Genomic DNA, 16551 nt, shown 5'->3' on the forward strand with positions numbered 1-16551 from the left:
TATCTAACAAGGAAGGAGGATGGACCAATGTCATCTTGGATATGTTTTATCGTGCTTTGTTTAACGTTCGTCGCAGGTCCTTTGCTTATCGTCATAGGGGGAGCTCACGCCATCCGCGAAGATGAGCGAAACCATCGTTCCATCATAGAATCGTAATAAGAATAGGAGGTACAAGAATGAATGTTCCGGTAGGCGTATGGATTGCCGCTGCCCTCATTATTATCGTGCTTTCCTGGATGACTTTCTGGGTTACGAACAAAGCCTACTCCAGAAGATGGGAAGACCACGGCCATGAAAACAAAGACGAAACCTAATATCATTTCATTAACGCCCGAAGCGCTGAAGCAAATCGGGCTATCCCCGGACCGATGTCCTCTGGCCTCGGTCTTGCGAATGTGAAACGCACGTAGCCTTTATTGGAGCCGTAGACGCTGCCCGGCACAAAAACGGTTCCTGCCTTAATCGATTCCTCCAGCAGCTTGCCTTCTGGGATATCCGGTTTTAATTTGCACCATAGATGCAATCCGCCGTCCGGCATATGAAAGTCGATAAGGTCAGGCAATTCCTTCTGCAACGATTCGATAAGCAAATCTCGTTTGAACTGCAGTTGAGCACGAAGACGATCCAGCTGCGGAGCGAAATAGGACGATTGAAGAAATTGTCCCGCCACCAGCTGAGGGATGATGCTTAATCCAAAATCCATCTGCTGCCTAGCATCCGCAAGACGATCCACAATGGAGCTAGGCGCTACCATCCACCCGATCCGCAAGCCGGAAGCGGCGATTTTGGAGAACGAGCCGATATAAATAACGGAGCCCATCGTGTCGATTGCTTTCAAAGGCTGAGGTGGCTCGCCTCCATACGAGGTTAGGCTGAATGGATCGTCTTCTACAATAGGCAGGCCAAGCTCGCTTGCCAGATCAAGAACTTGCTTGCGCCGCTCCGTACTTAGTACCGTTCCTGTCGGATTCTGGTAATTCGGATTCAGAAACACCATCTTGATGCGGTGTTTTTTGTACAAATCGCGAATATCTTCCGGCTGTACGCCTTCATTGTCGACGGGGAGGCGGAATAAACGAAGTCCAGCCGACTGGAACAAAGGCAGCGAATAGCAGTAGGAAGGATCTTCTATCGCAACGGCATCGCCGGGAGACAGCAGGCATTGCGTAATTAAATATAACGATTGTTGAGAACCTGATGTTATCAGGATGGACGATTCCGTTGCCTTGATTCCGCGATATCGGTGAAGATAATCAACTAAAGACTGTCTTAATAACATCGAGCCTTGAGGATTGTCGTAACCCAAATAAGCGGTATAATCATGTTTGCTCATTAACGCGGCGATTTCAGCTGTAGGCGCTAAATCAGCCGACAGTTCACCGCTCGCAAAATCGATTAGCGAAGGCTGTTGAGCCAGAGCTTCGCGGATTCTTCGCATAAACGGCAAATTAGGAAGGAAGCTTCCTCCTTCGGCGAATCGGCTCCAGTTAGGCGTATGTTTGGGGGTCGCCCCCCATTTGGACGTACTAACCCGTGTTCCGCTGCCGATCTGGCTTTCGATAATGCCCAAAGCCCGAAGCTCGGCGAAAGCCGATATGATCGTGCTGCGGTTCACTTGAAGCTGCTCGGCCAGCTTCCGTTCCGAGGGAAGCAAGCTGCCGGGAGGGAATTCGCCATAAGCTATCCGTTGCTCCAAATGGTCGGCAATTTGCTCGTAAAGTGCTTTTGTACTGCTCCGATCAAGCTTCCACATTTTATATTCCCCTTGAATAATCAGATCATATAACCCGTTTGTATGATTTCTATCATAACACTTATGTATGAATACTTGGAGGTGGGCGGCATGGGAGCGAAAACGATAATGACCGGCTTTATGTCTGCTTTGCTCGCCTGCACGGGCGGAGCTATCATGATCGTTCAAGCTGCTCATACGGCCGGGTTATCTAAGCCCGAGCTCGTCTCGTGGTTCACCTCCGCCTATGTCATCGGAGGATTATTGAATCTGCTGTTGACCTTGAAATATAGAATCCCGTTTGCCGGAGCGCATTCGATTACGGCCACGGCTTTCTTAGGTACGGCTGCTGCGGGCTTCTCCTATTCTGAGCTGGCAGCCGCATTTGTAATGTCGGGAATCCTTATTGTAGCGGCGGGAGTATCCGGATTATTTTCGAAAGTGCTGAACTTAATCCCTAAACCATTAATCGACGCTTTGCTGGCAGGCATTCTGCTTTCTTATGTTATTGGTATCGTTTCGGCTGCCGCCAGCTTTCCATATGCTGGACTATTGGCCGGAGTCGGCTATTTCTTAATGCCTAGATTGTCCAAAAGACTGCCACCGGTATTATGGTCACTTCTGCTCGGTCTCATCGGACTGAGCTTCGAATATCATTATCCCGCCTTACCGCATGCCGAGTATATCCCTCCATTAATCGTGATTCCGCACTTCACCATGGAAGGGTTACTGTCGATAGCGGTTCCGATGTCCGTGTTAATCTTGAGCAACGATCTTGCCGTAGCGCTTGCATCGCTCAGAAGCAATCAGTATGATCCCCCCGTGAATAAAGTGTTAACGGCATCCGGATCGGCAAGCATTGTAGCGGGTTTGTTCGGGGGGAACGCCGCTAACGTCGGAGGTTTGATGAGCGCTCTCTGCAGCAGCGCGGAAGCGGGAGTTAAGGAGCATAGATACAAAGCGGCACTCGTGTCGAGCCTGATTGTGATAGGCTTTGGAGCATTGTCATGGAAAGTGATTGACATGATCAATGTCTTGCCGTCTGCATTCGTAACGATAATGACAGGCTTCTCCTTATTAGGCTTGTTTCTTGCGGGGTTAAAAAACGCTTTTTCGGATAAAATGCTGCGTATTCCCGTAATTGTGACCTTCACGATAGCCGTGCTCCATATTCATTTGCTAGGTATCTCCACACCTGTTTGGGCGTTATTGGCCGGCATGGGTATGATGAAGGTGCTCAACCGATCAAATTCGAAGGAGATCGAAGAGAAGCGAGGTCCCGAGGCGTAAAAAAACGTAGTCATAATTTTGAAGGGTCTGCCATTCGGCAGGCCTTTTCTTTATGGATGAAGCTGCAAAAGCAACCAATGACAACGAGCGCAACTAATGACAATGGCTTGCAAATCCTCGCTGGAATGGCATTCCGACGCGATTCTGATCAAGCAGGGACTATCGACGGCAATCAAGGCGCACTCGTATGATGAAGCTGCGGACGAGGAAACGAAAGGATGGAAACAGCATGCTACAAAGAAATATAACGACAATGCGCGTCAATGCGCCGCGAGCCTCCATGTCGTCGACATTGGCCCGTAGGCTATTGCGGAACCGTTGGCTCTATTTGATGGTTCTTCCGGGTTTATTGTACTTTCTTATTTTCAAATATTGGCCGATGTACGGCATCTTTATCGCTTTTCAAGACTTTCAGCCGTTTCTCGGCTTCTGGGACAGCCCGTTTGTAGGCGTTAAACATTTCGAACGGCTTTTCAGCGATTCCAACTTCATGCTCCTGTTCCGGAATACGCTTCTATTGGCAACGTACAACATCCTGTTTTTTTTCCCGCTGCCGATTATCATCGCGCTTATGCTGGGCGAGCTGAGGCAGGAATTCACGAAGCGGATCGTACAAACGCTGGTGTACATCCCGCACTTTATGTCTTGGGTCGTCGTCGTGGGCATTGCCTATATGTTCCTGACGACGGAGGGCGGCATCATGAACGAGCTGCTGGTCCGCTTCGGCGGGGAGAAGATCAACTTTCTCGTAAGCAACGAATGGTTCAGGACGATCATAACGGCCGAGGTCATGTGGAAAGAGACGGGCTGGGGAACGATCATATTCCTTGCGGCTTTGTCAGGCGTAGATCCCCAGCTGTACGAAGCGGCGCGTATGGACGGCGCGGATCGAATCCGTCAATTGTGGCATATTACGCTGCCGGCGATTCGCAGCACCATCGTTATTTTGCTCATCCTGCGTCTGGGCCACTTTCTCGATACGGGCTTCGAACAAATTTTCCTCATGCTTAACGCGATGAACCGAGAGGTCGGAGAAGTGTTCGACACCTATGTCTACTCCGTCGGGATCAGCCAAGGGCAATACAGCTTCAGTACGGCGGTCGGCGTGTTCAAGTCGATAGTCGGTTTGATCCTCGTCGTCGTTGCGAACCGACTCGCCAAGCGATTCGGCGAAGAAGGCATCTATTAGAAGAAGGAGCGTTGAACAGCCATGCCGATCAAGCAAAGCTGGGGAAGCCGGATATTCGATAGCGTGAACATTACATTGCTGCTTGCATTCGCTTTGATTACCGTCATCCCGTTCATTTATGTCATTGCCGGTTCTTTCGCCACGCAGAAAGAATTGTTGATGAGAGGGTTTATTTTATTCCCTACCGAGTTTTCCTTTGATGCGTACAAGTATATTTTCTCCACGAGAACGCTTGTCAGAAGCTTGCTGGTAACCGTCTACATTACAGTAGCGGGTACGCTGATCAACCTGTTTTTCACTTGCTTAATGGCCTATCCGTTAGCGCGCAAGGACATGGACTTCCGCAAGCCTATCATGATGCTGATCGTGTTCACGATGCTGTTCAGCGGCGGCATGATCCCGACGTTCCTCGTCGTGAAGGAGCTGGGCATGATCGATTCCTATTGGTCGTTGCTCATCCCGGGCGCGATCAGCGCTTTTAACCTGATTATTATCCGAAACTTCTTCCAGCAGTTGCCCGAAAGTTTGGAGGAATCGGCCAAAATCGACGGTTGCAACGATCTCGGCATTTTTATTAGAATCGTGCTTCCGCTCTCCATGCCCGCCATCGCGACGTTCTCGCTCTTTTACGCGGTCGGCCATTGGAATACGTTCTTTAATGCGGTGCTCTACATCAACGACAATACAAAATGGCCGATTCAAGTGCTGCTGCGGCAGATTGTCATCTTGGCTTCGGGAGGCATCGGAGATTCCGCCGCGATGGAATCGGATTATGTCGCTCCGCCGGACCAAGCGGTGAAAATGGCGGTAATCGTGGTATCTACTCTTCCGATCTTGCTTGTATACCCGTTCTTGCAGAAACACTTCGCCAAAGGGGTATTGCTGGGCTCGGTTAAGGGATGAATATATAATAGTGAAATGGACAAAGGGAGGATGTACGTATGAACAGAAAACATCAGAAAAGAAGATTGGCGAAAGCCGGGGCTTTGCTTGCCGCAATTGCCTTGACCGTAACCGCTTGCGGAGGGAACGAAGAGGGCAATTCGCAAACCGGCGGAAACTCAGGGGGCACGCAAGGGCCGCTTCAATTGACGATGATGCTTCCGACCTACAGTCCGGAGCAAATGCCGGCAGACAGCTCCGTGCTGAAAATGCTGGAGGAAAAGACGGGCGCGAAGCTTAGCGTCTCCTGGGTGCCTTCCTCGACCTACACGGATAAGCTAAGCGCTACCGTGGCCTCCGGCGAGCTGCCGAAAACGTTCGTGGCGCTGGAACCGAAAGCCTCCTATATCGTCAACGCCGCCCGTTCCGGCATGTTTTGGGAGGTAGGGCCGTATCTGGAAAACTACCCGAATCTCAGTAAAATGTCGGAGCTCGTCTTGAACAACGTTTCAATCGACGGGAAAGTGTACGGCTTGTACCGCGAGCGTGATCTCGCGCGCTTCGGGCTGATGATTCGCCAAGACTGGCTGGGCAATCTGGGGATCGAAGCGCCAAAAACCGTAGACGAGCTATACGATACGCTGAAAGCCTTTGCAACGGGAGATCCGGACAAAAACGGCAAACACGACACGATCGGCCTCGCTGTCGGCATGCAAGGAAACAACATTGCCGGCTTCAAAGACATTCTCGTTTATTACGGCGGTCCGAACGAATGGGAGCTTCGGGACGGGAAGCTAGTTCCGTCCCATATGACGCAAGCTTACCTCGATACGATGAAGTTCTATAAGAAGCTGTATGACGAGAAGATCATTAACCAGGACTTCGCGATCGTTCAGGACGGCCGCTCGGTCATGAACAAAGGCCAAGCCGGACTCTGGATCGATAATATGCTCGACGGCAAAAACATCGAGGATAACATCAAGAAAGTAGATCCGATCGCCAAGATCAACTTGCTTAACCGCATCGCGGGCCCTTCCGGCGACAGAACGCGCGCAGGTTCCGGTTATCTGGGCATGTACATGATCCCGAAAACAAGCGTGAAGACGGAAGCCGAACTTCAGCAAATATTGGCTTACTTCGATAAAGTGTCCGAGAAGGACAATCAGAATCTGATGAAATACGGCATTGAAGGGACGCAATATACGCTGGAGAACGGCGCGTATACGCCGAATGCCGATCCGAAGGTCAGAGCCGAAATCACGGACGGCAACCAGTTCATGATTTTGCAGGACGGGGTCGTCAACTACGGGACCGAGCTGGAGCAGCTAAGCACGAAGCTGTTCCAAGACAATGCGACGTTCGCCGTGCCTAACCCGGCCGCGCCGTTTATTTCCAATACGGATATCGAGAAGGGCAAGGAGCTCTCCAAGATCATAGCCGACGCTACCGTGAAATTCATCATGGGCTCGGTCAATGAGGACGATTGGAGCAGCATCATCGATCAATGGCTGCAAAGCGGCGGCAGCAAAGTAATCGAGGAAATGAACGCCGAATACGCCAAGCTGGCAGGGAAATAAACAACGCCGCCTTGAGATGAGGCGCCAGAATCCGCGTCATGGCTAAATACGGAGTTTTCAAGTACACTTGATTTACTTGTAAGGAAACTACCCATTGGAGGCATTATGAGATTCCGGTCCTCGTCTTATTTATTGAAGCTGATGTTGATGTCTATCTTGATCGGCACGCTTCCGGTCATCGTACTGGGCACGTTCGCCTATTACAACGCATCCCGAACGGTACAGGAGAAAGTAGACGAGAGCAATAAGCTGCTGCTGCAGCAAATGCAAATGCGTGCCGAGCAAACGCTCAGAACGATCGATAATTCGGCTACGCAGCTGCTGCAGTCGCCGATTGTTACAAGCGCTTTCAACCGGGATTTGTCCAATCATGATTTCCAAATGGTTCATGAACTCTACAAGGGCATCTCGCAGATTCAAACCTATGAGCTTGGGATCAAGGACGTGTTTCTGTTCAGCCTGAACAACGATTGGATCGTATCGAGCAACGGCGTTAACGAGTACAGCGATCCGGCGTTCAGACCGGCGCTCGAAGCCTTTTCCCTGAACGCGGCAGGCTCCTTCTGGAGCAGCGGTTCGTCAGAGGCCCCGAATTCGTTCCAGTCCGTCTATTTCGTCAAGAAGTATCCGTTCAACTCGCTTCATCCTTCCGGGATCATCTGCGTCGTATTGTCTTCCGATGTAATGAAGGAGCTTGACGCGTTTCTGAACAGCAAATTCGGCAGCGCGTTTATCGTGGACCAGAACGCCAATATTATCGTTCACCGCGACCGCAACCAGCTTGGAAGCAGCACGCGGGATGAGGCTTACCTGAAGTCCTTCGCTGATTCGAAGGAGACGTTAGGGCAATATGCAGCGAAGCGCGACGGAGAGGACGTGACGGTCACCTACCGGAAGTCGGCGTATAACGGCTGGAGCTACGTTTCGGTCATATCCAACGATCAAGTGAACGAACAGAATCAAATAATCGGATGGATTACTTTGCTTGTATGTCTGGTCATTCTGCTGGTGACGCTGGCCGTTGCCTGGTTCGGCACCAAGAAAATGTACAGTCCGATTCAATCGCTGTATTCGAGGCTTACCGGTATTCCTTCCCTGAACGATAGGGAGAAGCCGAGCGGCGAGCTTCAGGTGATCGGCGAACGCGTCGACTACTTGATCCGCAGTCAGTCTCTTATCATGAACGAGCTCAAGGGGCAGCAGATCCAGCTTAAGGAATTTTTTATGCAAAAATTGTTCGGCGGCACGATTCAGCCAACGGATTTCGTGGAGAAGCTGAGTCTGTACGGCCTGGAGAAGCCGTGGCCTTCCATGTGCGTCGTAGCCATACAAATCGATACGCTGAAGGATACGAGATACGAGGAAGGCAATCGGGATTTGCTCATGTTTGCCATCAGCAATATCGTCGGCGAGCTAGTCGTGTCCGAGCAGAGGCTGGTGCCGATCGTCAAATCGGATTGCCAAGTGACGCTTATCGGCTCCTCGAAGACGGGAGAGCCCTTCAAAGAGCAGATTTTCAACCTATCGGACGAAATTCAGAAGGCGATTCATCAGTACTTGGATATTAAAGTAAGCATCGGAATCAGCCGTCGGTTCGAATCGTTCGCGGAAACCCAGCAGGCGCTCCATGAAGCGATGACATCGCTTAAAGTCAGAGTAGGGCTCGGTCAGGAATCGATCTTGTTCATCGAGGACGTGCAGCCGCAGAAGAGCAGTCCGAGCCGATTCCCGATAGCAGGAGAGCAAGCACTGCTAGATGCGATCCGCGCCGGGAACGCGGAGCAAGCGGAGACTGCTTTGAGGCAGTTGATCGGAGAGCTGTTCCAGCCGCATGCGCAGCATCGGGATTACCAGCTGTCCCTCCTGCGGCTCTTGATCGATCTTCTTAAGTTCGGGCAGGAATTGTCCATCCCGATGGACCGTATTCCGGAAGATGAAGCCTCGTTGATTCAATCGTTGTTCAAGCTACGGAACTTGCGGGAGATGGAGCAGTGGTTCTTGTCGATATTCGTACTTCCTTACATTCAAGAATTGGATACCCGCCGCGATTCCCAGTTTAAGCTTATTTCCGAGGCGGTCATCGATATGATCACGCGGGAATTCGATTCCGGACTGACGCTGGAGGAATGCGCTGCGCGCATCAATTACCACCCGCATTATGTGAGCAGAGTGTTTCGGCAGGAGACCGGTATAAATTTCGGTGACTATTTATCGAAGCACAGGATCGACATGGCTAAGAAATGGCTAAAGGAGTCCGACCTGAAGATTGTAGAGATCGCCGAGCGGCTGCAGTATAACAACTCCGCAAACTTTATTCGCTCCTTCCGGAAGATGGTAGGCATGACACCGGGGCAGTATCGCGAAGAGGCTTAAGGAGCTTGCTGCCTGTTGGCGGAGCGGGATTACCGAAAGAAGAGCACCTTACTGCCTCATAGTAAGGTGCTCTTCTGCGTTCAATTCCTATCTTATTTCGCCTTTCATATTGCCAGACAAGGCGGCTTCCCTTGCGGCATTGTGGGCAAGTCTATGCAAGTAGTTGTTTTTCTTGTGTTTGCCCATATACTTGATTCGAATGTCGACCTCGGGGAACAGGCGATTGAGATGGGCTAGATAGGCAAGCAATTCGTTTCTGCCTTGCCCGTCATGCGGATGCGCGAAGCGGTCCTGTGCAAGGATACGCAAAATACGGCTGCAATCGGTAAAAACGACAGCCGTTTTCGGCCGAAGCTCCAATAAGGCCCCGGATAGGGTTTCAAGGCTTAGCACGATGGCCTGCATTTCGCCGTAGTTCGAACCTTGATCCCGCTCGAATTGCAGCTTTTTAGACGATATCATTACGGTTCGGCTATATACCGCGCAGCAAGCTGCTCCGTAATCGTTTCGCGCAGCGAAGCCTGCATAATCGCAGTAAAGGAACATCGTTCCTTTATTCACGATATGTTGCCGCAGACTAGGGCTCGCGAGAGCTTTTTTGATCAACCGGTCCTTGTTTGCATCCATGAGCGCATCTCCTATACATAGTCGGTACAGAGCGTTATTGAATATGCGATCAGGATAAACCGAAAGGCTGACATTTAAACCGCAAGAAATCATTTATGTTCAAAGCACCGGGTGAATAGGGAGGAATATGACCGCTTATTCGTGAATACTTCGTAATATGGAAAATGCGAAAAGGTGAATGGATATGACGGAATTTGATAAAGCGGCGTTCGAGACGCATCAGGCGGAAGGGCTGCTGAAGACGAAGCTCTATTTGCCCGATAGTTCCCCTTCACATATAGCGCGCGACAGATTGAATCAACAGCTTGAACGTTCACGGGGTGCTCGTCTTACAACGGTTGTCGCACCGCCCGGGTTCGGCAAGTCGACGCTTGTAAGCAGCTGGATTCGGCAAGCGGGTCTGAGCAACGGCTGGGTGTCTCTTGATGCCAAGGACAATGATCCGCTGCGATTTTGGCGTTATTTGCGTGCCGCAGTGGAGCAGACGCTCCATATTAATCTATCTGGGGACCTCGGAGGGTTCGAATCCCCTGAGAGGCTATCGGCACAACTGCTGAATACGTTAATAGAATTATCGCAACAAGACGAGCCTTTGATGCTCGTCCTCGATGATTATCATGTGATTACAACCGAATACATACACGAGTCAATGTACGATTGGCTGATCAAGTTGCCCTCATCGGTGCACCTGATGTTAATCAGCCGGCATGAAATCCCAATTCCGCTAGGCGCTTTGCGGGTCAATGGAAGACTGAATGAGCTTAGTCTATCGGATCTGCGTTTCACTGATGCAGAGATAGATTCTTATTGGAACAAACAGACTGGAGCCCCTCCGGATCGCATGACCCATGGCCATCTCGTTCGTAATACGGAAGGGTGGGCGGCGATGCTGCAGCTTTCAGCACTGTCCTATTCTAGTGGATCATTAGGCGGCGTGATCAAGCCGCTGACCGGTCGCAATCGGCATGTGGCCGATTATTTGATGGAAGAAGTATTCAGTCATATGACTGAAGAGACGAAGCGATTCTTGTTCCAGACCTCGATACTTGATCGATTATGCCCTTCTTTGTGCAGTGCGGTTATGAATGAATCCGATACGAGAGACAAAATGCAGCAGCTCGTGCGCCGGGGATTGTTTCTGATTCCCCTTGATGATGAACGAGAGTGGTATCGGTATCATCATCTGTTCGCGGATTTCCTGCGCGTCAAGCTTCAGGACGAAGACCAGGCAGCGATCACGTTGTTGCACAGCCGAGCGGCTGCATGGTATGAACGACACGGCTTCCTGGAGGAAGCCATTGAGCATGCGCTATCTGCTAATGAGGAGAGCAGGGCGTCCACATGGATACAGCAGCATGCCCATGTCTGGTTGAAGGGAAGAGAGACGGCCATGCTTCGCCGCTGGCTGGAGCGGTTGTCTGCGGATACCGTGAATGAGCCGGGCAATCTGCTGCTTTTGCTCTGGATTGATCTGATGGATGGAAGGACGGCATTGGCCGAGGTCCTGCTCCGCAAGCTTAATACGGCATTAGAGAGTATGAAAGCAGATCCGCACACCTTGGGATTCGTCCGCATGCGGGAAGAGGTCCGTATTATTGAGAACTTTCATTCGGTCATGAGCGGCAACTTCGATCGGGCTCTTGCGCTCATTCAAGAGTACGGGGAGAGAGAAGACTTGCCTGATCCCGAGACCCCGCTGCTGCTTAGTCTAGGACTTGAACTTAATGAAGGAACGGTACCTTTTATTCGAGGTAAATTTGGATTTAGAGGCCGGATTAATAATGCCGAGAGCTATCATCGCGCCTACGGTGAATTTATCGAGAAGAACGGTATGCATGAAAGTACCTTTACATCCTACCAGCAGACGGCAATGGCCGAGATTTGTTATTTGAACAACGAGCTGCCGCTCGCGCGAAGTTATGCAGAAGAAGGACTTCGGTTGGGCAAAAAATTCGGTATAATCGGTTCTTACGTTCCGTCTGTACTCCTATTATCGAATATTCTAATCGCGGAACGGCGTATTCAAGCATCGCTTGACCTCATAATCGATGCGATGGAGCATTTGCGCATTCAACATCAGCAAACTTCGACCTGGTATAACATGCTTGCAGCAAAGACGGCACTGCTTGAGCTTCAATTAGGGAACACGCAATTTGCACGCGATTGGGCGGATGAGCGCAAACGGAGGTCGGCAAGAGGGTCTGTTTCTAGCAGTGACTTGTTCCCTAACGATGAAGATTTCATTTATATTCAGATCTTAATAGGATTAGGAGATTGGGAGGAAGCCTTTGATATAGCGCTTGATGCAAGGACTTTCGCAGCAAAACGAGACAATCCATTAAGCGAGCTCCAGGCGCTTCTCCAGCTTAGCGAGCTGCACGCGAACCGGAACCATTCGGTTGAGAGCGGACGTCTGCTGTTTTCAGCGGTTCGGGTTGGTTGCCAGTATGATTGCATCCGGCCGTTTCTGGACGCGGGACCTGCTATTATGCAGCGTCTGGGCAAATATGAGACGATTTCTTCACTTTCCTCCGTGTGGTCCGACAAAGAACGGGCTTTTATCCAAATGCTCGGTCGTCATTCGGGAACTGCAGGACAGGGGGATATGCAGGCCGTCACCAAAGTGTCCATAGATGCCTTAACTGCGAGAGAGAGGGAGGTATTGCTCCTCATGGCGCAGGGGTTATCGAATAAAGCCATTGCAGCGGAGCTTGTTCTGACGGAAGGTACCGTGAAGCTTCATCTTCACCGGGTGTACAGCAAGCTTCAGGCACAGGGTCGGGTACAAGCTATCCGTATTGCGGAGAATAGCGGGCTGCTCGGCAAGTTATAACCTTCTTCTATATCTTTCGATAGACGCTGACCATACCTATACGGAGGTATGATGGGGGCATAGCGAAAGCGAGGAGGAGAAATAACGGTGAGAACGGATTACGATATCATTATTGTCGGCGCTCGAATTGCGGGAGCGACGCTAGCGTATGAACTGGGGCGTGCCGGTTATGATGTGCTGCTCGTCGATAAAGGACATTTTCCAAGTGACGTGTTATCCACCCATAATGTATTCAATAATTCACTCGCGATATTAAGAGAGATGGGGGTATTGGATAAGCTGCTCGCCACAGGGACTCCGACTTATAAGCGGGCCTATGTACAGCTAGAGGATGCCGTCATTGAAGGGACTTTTCCCGAGGTGAATGGAGAATTAGAATGCCTATGCATTCGTCGGACCCATTTGGACCATATATTATTCGAGCATGCTTGTTCGCTGGATCGCGTCCATGCTCTGCAACAGTTTCGGGTGACTGGGCTGCTGCGCGATGGTGAGATTGTGAATGGTATCGAGGGCGTGCATCCCAGTGGAGATGCCGTGCAATACAGGGCCAAGCTTGTGGTAGGCGCGGACGGCAGACGATCAACGATACGCGCATTGGCTGGGAGCAAATGCTTGACGTCAACGCCTACCGACTTTGCTTCTTATGTCGGTTACTTCAAAGGATTTCGTCAAGATGATGGTCCTTGTTCGGAATTTTATAAGCTAGGGGAATATATCGCGATCGTGTTCCCGACCAGTGATCAGCTTCATGTTGTCGGATTGATGTTTCCGTTTACGAACACGGACTTGCTCAGCCGTATGAAGGAAAATGCGGAGACGGGCTTCCAAGAAGCCATTCAGACCGGTTTCGGAGAAACGTCCTTTGCCCAGAGACTGGGGGAAGCCGAATCTGCGGGGCCGATTCGGGGGTTGCTCGGTTATGACAATGATTGGCATGAAGCAATGGGCAAAGGGTGGGCTTTGATAGGCGATGCCCTTACGTTCAAGGATCCCGCGGTCGGGCAGGGGATGCATGATGCCATGTATAGCGCCCGAATGCTGAAGGAGGTTCTTGTCAGGCACGGGCTGGAGAACTTCGAATGGGAGAAGATGGCGTCGCATTATGAAAGAGAGCTGACGAGCAAGTTTCAGCCAATGTTCGGATTAGCTTGCGAAATGACTCGCAATGTTCCGTATACGCATGAGCAAAATGCAGTCAATCGTATCATCGCCGCTCATCCCAAGGCAACAAGCGTTTTCCTCGGCATGTATAATCATGCGAACGAGCCTGCTGAGCTGGGAAGGCTGATTGGTGAAATGCTGTCAAATCCTATTGTACAGGAGTAACTGTAATCCCGGGAAACGATGACATTAGCGATACAGATGAGGAAAGCCCCGAGATCCTGCCAGAAACAGGAGCTTGGGGCTTTCCTCGTTGTTCAAGAGTGCTCGCCTACTTGGCTATGAAGCTTGTCGGCGGCTTGCTGCTGCCGGTACTGCCCCGGGGTGAGACCTGTGCGGGTTTTGAATATTTTATTGAAGTAGCTTACGTTCGCGTACCCGATTTCCTTGCATATTTCCTCGATGGAAAGTCCCAGCTGCTGGAGCAGCTCCATCGCCCGCTTGATGCGAAGCTGGATCAAATAATCGCCTACGGTCATTCCCGTAGCCTCCTTGAAGATGCGGCTCAAGTAGGAGGAGCTGCGCTGCACATGTTCGGCTACCGTATCCACGGAAATGTTTTTGTTGAAGTTCGCATCCATATAATCGGTCGCCAGCTGCAAGGTCACGGCGGTCATCTTGGAGCGTTTCTCCCGATGATAGTCGATAATCCGGTCGCACATTTCCACGAGGCAATGCTCCATATCGTACAGCGTTTCGGCGCGTGCCAGCACTTCCGTGTAAGCCGTCCGGTCGCCGAATACGGCGGACATATCGCCCCTTGTCTGAACGAGCGTTTTCACGATTTCTCCGCTCAGCTGGAAGAACAACTGCTGGATGTTCGCCTTGCCCAGCTTCTTGTCGATCGCGGTCTGCGTGATTTGGCGGATCGTCTTGAAGCATTCCTCCTTATCCGTCTGCAGCAGCGCTTGCTGCAGCTTCGTCTCCAGCTCATACGGATAATAATAAGCCTTTTCCTCCGCCTTCCAATCTTCAATAATAGCGTACGGAAGTATTTCGCCTTTGCCGATGTACATTTTCAAATTCAGCGCTTCAATCGTATCTTCATAAGCCGAGCGGACCGACTGTTCCCCCGTGTAGATCCGGCTGACGGCGATCGTAACGGATATGCCATACCGGGAAAGCACATGCTGCTTCAGCTTCTTGGCCTGCTCCAGCGGATAGTCGTCTGCCTCTATGGGAACGGAGAGAAGAATGACCGTCCGCTTGTCGTCCTTGGCGAACACCTCTCCGTCGATATCCGCGCCAAGCTCATCCATAAGCCCGTATCGCAAAAGATGAAAATGGAAGATGCCTTCGCTGCCCTTCACCGGGTAAGGCTCCTCAAGCTCGAGCGTCAGCATGGCATACCGGTCCCAATCAAGGCGCAGTCCCAGCAATTCCGCCGCCTGGTTGGCTGCGCCTTCGGGACTGCGTTCATCGTCGTTTCCGCCTTGAATAAGATCGTTCAGGTATTTCTCTTTAATGGCCGTACGGTTATCGGTAAGCAGGGAATCGACCTGCCGCTTCTCCTTCATCAGCGTCTCCCAATTGCGGATCATCTGGTCGAAGCGATGACGGATGAAGCCTGCTTCGTCGCCCGCCGGAACAGGCGAGCCGGTCTCGTCGCGCCGGCTGTCTTCGGAAGCGCCGATATAAGAGATGACGCTTTGAAGCGGCCGGTACAATCTTCTGGATAAATAGAAGGAAATCGCGATAGCGGCAATCAAGTAAACCGCCGCAACGGTGGCGACAATGGTTTTGATCCGGTCCATCCCTTGCAGGAGAACGGAACGCTCCGTAATGTCGACGAACCTCCAGCCGGTCAGCTCCGAGGTCGTATAGGAGACGATCCGGTCGGAATCGTCGATGTAGGAGCCGCTTTCGGCGCTTAGCCTGCCAAGGTCAATCCGTTGATGCAGAGACTCGCCGGCAGCGGGCTCCGCATCGGAATAGAGCAGCTCGGAGTCGGGCCCCAAGACGAGGGTCGTGCCTTTTTTGTTATGGTAGTGGCTTAAGTAGTCGTCGAACAGCAAATCCAGCTTCAAATTAATGATGATGGCGCCGTTCACTTGGCCGATCAAGGGCATTTTCTGAAGCAAGGTGGCGGCGGGATGATCTGGCGCGAAGCCGTTCGGCCGACCCGTGATCCACGTCGTTCGGCTTTCCGATTGCTTGCTCCATATATCCAGCCAAGAACGGTCCGTAAAGGTGGAGATGGGAGACGTCTTGATTTCGGGACGGGACGTCAGGACAAGCTCCAGCGGAGCGTAATATAAATAGATGGAGTCGATGTAAGGACTTATTTTTTTCTGCTCTTCCACGAAGCCGGTCAAATCAATCAGGGAGCTGACGCTTAATTTGCTCCCTTTCGTCTGGTACAGGTACGACTGGGTCGCGATCATGCCGGTCGCATTATATTTAATAGCGGTCAGCTCCTTGTGAATGAGCTCCTGCTGCTGAGTCAGGATGGATTCATTGTACGCGATGGCGTTCTGGATGCTGTTGTCCGCCGAGATCGAATAGGTGACCGTGGCAATGAGCGCGACGGTGATGACGGCAATGGCGGTCAAGGTAAGAAGCAGCTTGACGAACATCGTGTTATGCTTGATCGAACGGTTTCCCGGCATCGCATTCACTCTCCTGTGATCTCGGTTGGTTGCGCTTACATTTTCGAAAGTCAATTAGAGGCGCCAACAGGGGAATTATATCACAGATGCGCGGAGCGGGAAGCGGATGCCCGAAAAACATACGAAAAACGGAAAAACATAATTCGGTTAAATCAGCCAAAAACGCCAAAAACATAAAAAAGGAGCGAAAGAAAGGATTGTGAACGCCGCCGGAGAAGGCTATCGTAAATATTGTAACCGCTCCCATTACCCGGCCGGGAGCAAGAGCGAGGATG

The 16551-nt window shown here is 51.2% G+C and carries 13 protein-coding genes; 10 read left to right on the plus strand and 3 right to left on the minus strand.

The annotated features are described in order from the left end of the window. Positions 1–27 precede the first annotated feature (27 nt). Together AC1DF0_RS06985 and AC1DF0_RS06990 are read left to right on the plus strand one after the other, a co-directional pair. A complete protein-coding gene (locus AC1DF0_RS06985) occupies positions 28–156 on the plus strand; it encodes a hypothetical protein (RefSeq protein WP_442050002.1) in 129 nt (42 codons plus the stop codon). A gap of 20 nt (positions 157–176) precedes the next feature. After that, positions 177–314, plus strand: coding sequence for a hypothetical protein (locus tag AC1DF0_RS06990; protein ID WP_442050001.1), 138 nt, complete (start codon positions 177–179; stop codon positions 312–314). 2 nt (positions 315–316) lie between these two features. Here AC1DF0_RS06990 and pdxR read toward each other — a convergent pair whose 3' ends face one another. After that, complete coding sequence (gene pdxR / locus AC1DF0_RS06995) at positions 317–1753, minus strand: MocR-like pyridoxine biosynthesis transcription factor PdxR (RefSeq protein ID WP_477573485.1); 1437 nt, start codon at positions 1751–1753, stop codon at positions 317–319. A gap of 90 nt (positions 1754–1843) precedes the next feature. Here pdxR and AC1DF0_RS07000 point away from each other — a divergent pair, with 90 nt between their 5' ends. From AC1DF0_RS07000 to AC1DF0_RS07025, 6 genes are all read left to right on the plus strand, one after another. Further along, on the plus strand, positions 1844–3022 hold the full coding sequence (locus tag AC1DF0_RS07000; RefSeq protein ID WP_477573486.1) for a benzoate/H(+) symporter BenE family transporter: 1179 nt from the start codon (positions 1844–1846) through the stop codon (positions 3020–3022). Positions 3023–3118: 96 nt separating this feature from the next. Then, positions 3119–3325 (plus strand): hypothetical protein, encoded by a 207-nt coding sequence (locus AC1DF0_RS07005; protein ID WP_477573487.1) that lies wholly within the window; start codon positions 3119–3121, stop codon positions 3323–3325. Continuing rightward, entirely contained in the window at positions 3276–4211 is a 936-nt protein-coding gene (locus AC1DF0_RS07010; RefSeq protein WP_477573712.1) for an ABC transporter permease, read from the plus strand. Before AC1DF0_RS07005 ends, AC1DF0_RS07010 begins: the two co-directional genes overlap by 50 nt. A gap of 21 nt (positions 4212–4232) precedes the next feature. Continuing rightward, positions 4233–5114 carry a carbohydrate ABC transporter permease gene (locus tag AC1DF0_RS07015; RefSeq protein WP_477573488.1) on the plus strand — a complete coding sequence of 294 codons (882 nt, stop codon included), beginning with the start codon at positions 4233–4235 and terminating at the stop codon, positions 5112–5114. A gap of 38 nt (positions 5115–5152) precedes the next feature. Then, positions 5153–6670 carry an extracellular solute-binding protein gene (locus AC1DF0_RS07020; protein WP_477573489.1) on the plus strand — a complete coding sequence of 506 codons (1518 nt, stop codon included), beginning with the start codon at positions 5153–5155 and terminating at the stop codon, positions 6668–6670. Between the two features lie 105 nt (positions 6671–6775). Further along, positions 6776–9043 carry a helix-turn-helix domain-containing protein gene (locus AC1DF0_RS07025; protein ID WP_477573490.1) on the plus strand — a complete coding sequence of 756 codons (2268 nt, stop codon included), beginning with the start codon at positions 6776–6778 and terminating at the stop codon, positions 9041–9043. Between the two features lie 87 nt (positions 9044–9130). Here AC1DF0_RS07025 and AC1DF0_RS07030 read toward each other — a convergent pair whose 3' ends face one another. Further along, a complete protein-coding gene (locus AC1DF0_RS07030; protein ID WP_477573491.1) occupies positions 9131–9670 on the minus strand; it encodes a hypothetical protein in 540 nt (179 codons plus the stop codon). Positions 9671–9854: 184 nt separating this feature from the next. On the opposite strand from AC1DF0_RS07030, the gene AC1DF0_RS07035 reads away from it, so the two are divergent. Both AC1DF0_RS07035 and AC1DF0_RS07040 read left to right on the plus strand, forming a co-directional pair. Then, positions 9855–12503: a winged helix-turn-helix domain-containing protein gene (locus AC1DF0_RS07035; protein ID WP_477573492.1), complete on the plus strand. Its 2649-nt coding sequence runs from the start codon at positions 9855–9857 to the stop codon at positions 12501–12503. Positions 12504–12590: 87 nt separating this feature from the next. Beyond that, positions 12591–13832, plus strand: a complete 1242-nt coding sequence (locus tag AC1DF0_RS07040; protein ID WP_442049993.1) for an NAD(P)/FAD-dependent oxidoreductase — start codon at positions 12591–12593, stop codon at positions 13830–13832. Positions 13833–13924: 92 nt separating this feature from the next. Here AC1DF0_RS07040 and AC1DF0_RS07045 read toward each other — a convergent pair whose 3' ends face one another. Further along, positions 13925–16276, minus strand: a complete 2352-nt coding sequence (locus AC1DF0_RS07045; protein ID WP_477573493.1) for a helix-turn-helix domain-containing protein — start codon at positions 16274–16276, stop codon at positions 13925–13927. Positions 16277–16551 lie beyond the last annotated feature (275 nt).

Source organism: Paenibacillus sp. 05T425 (assembly GCF_056396205.1).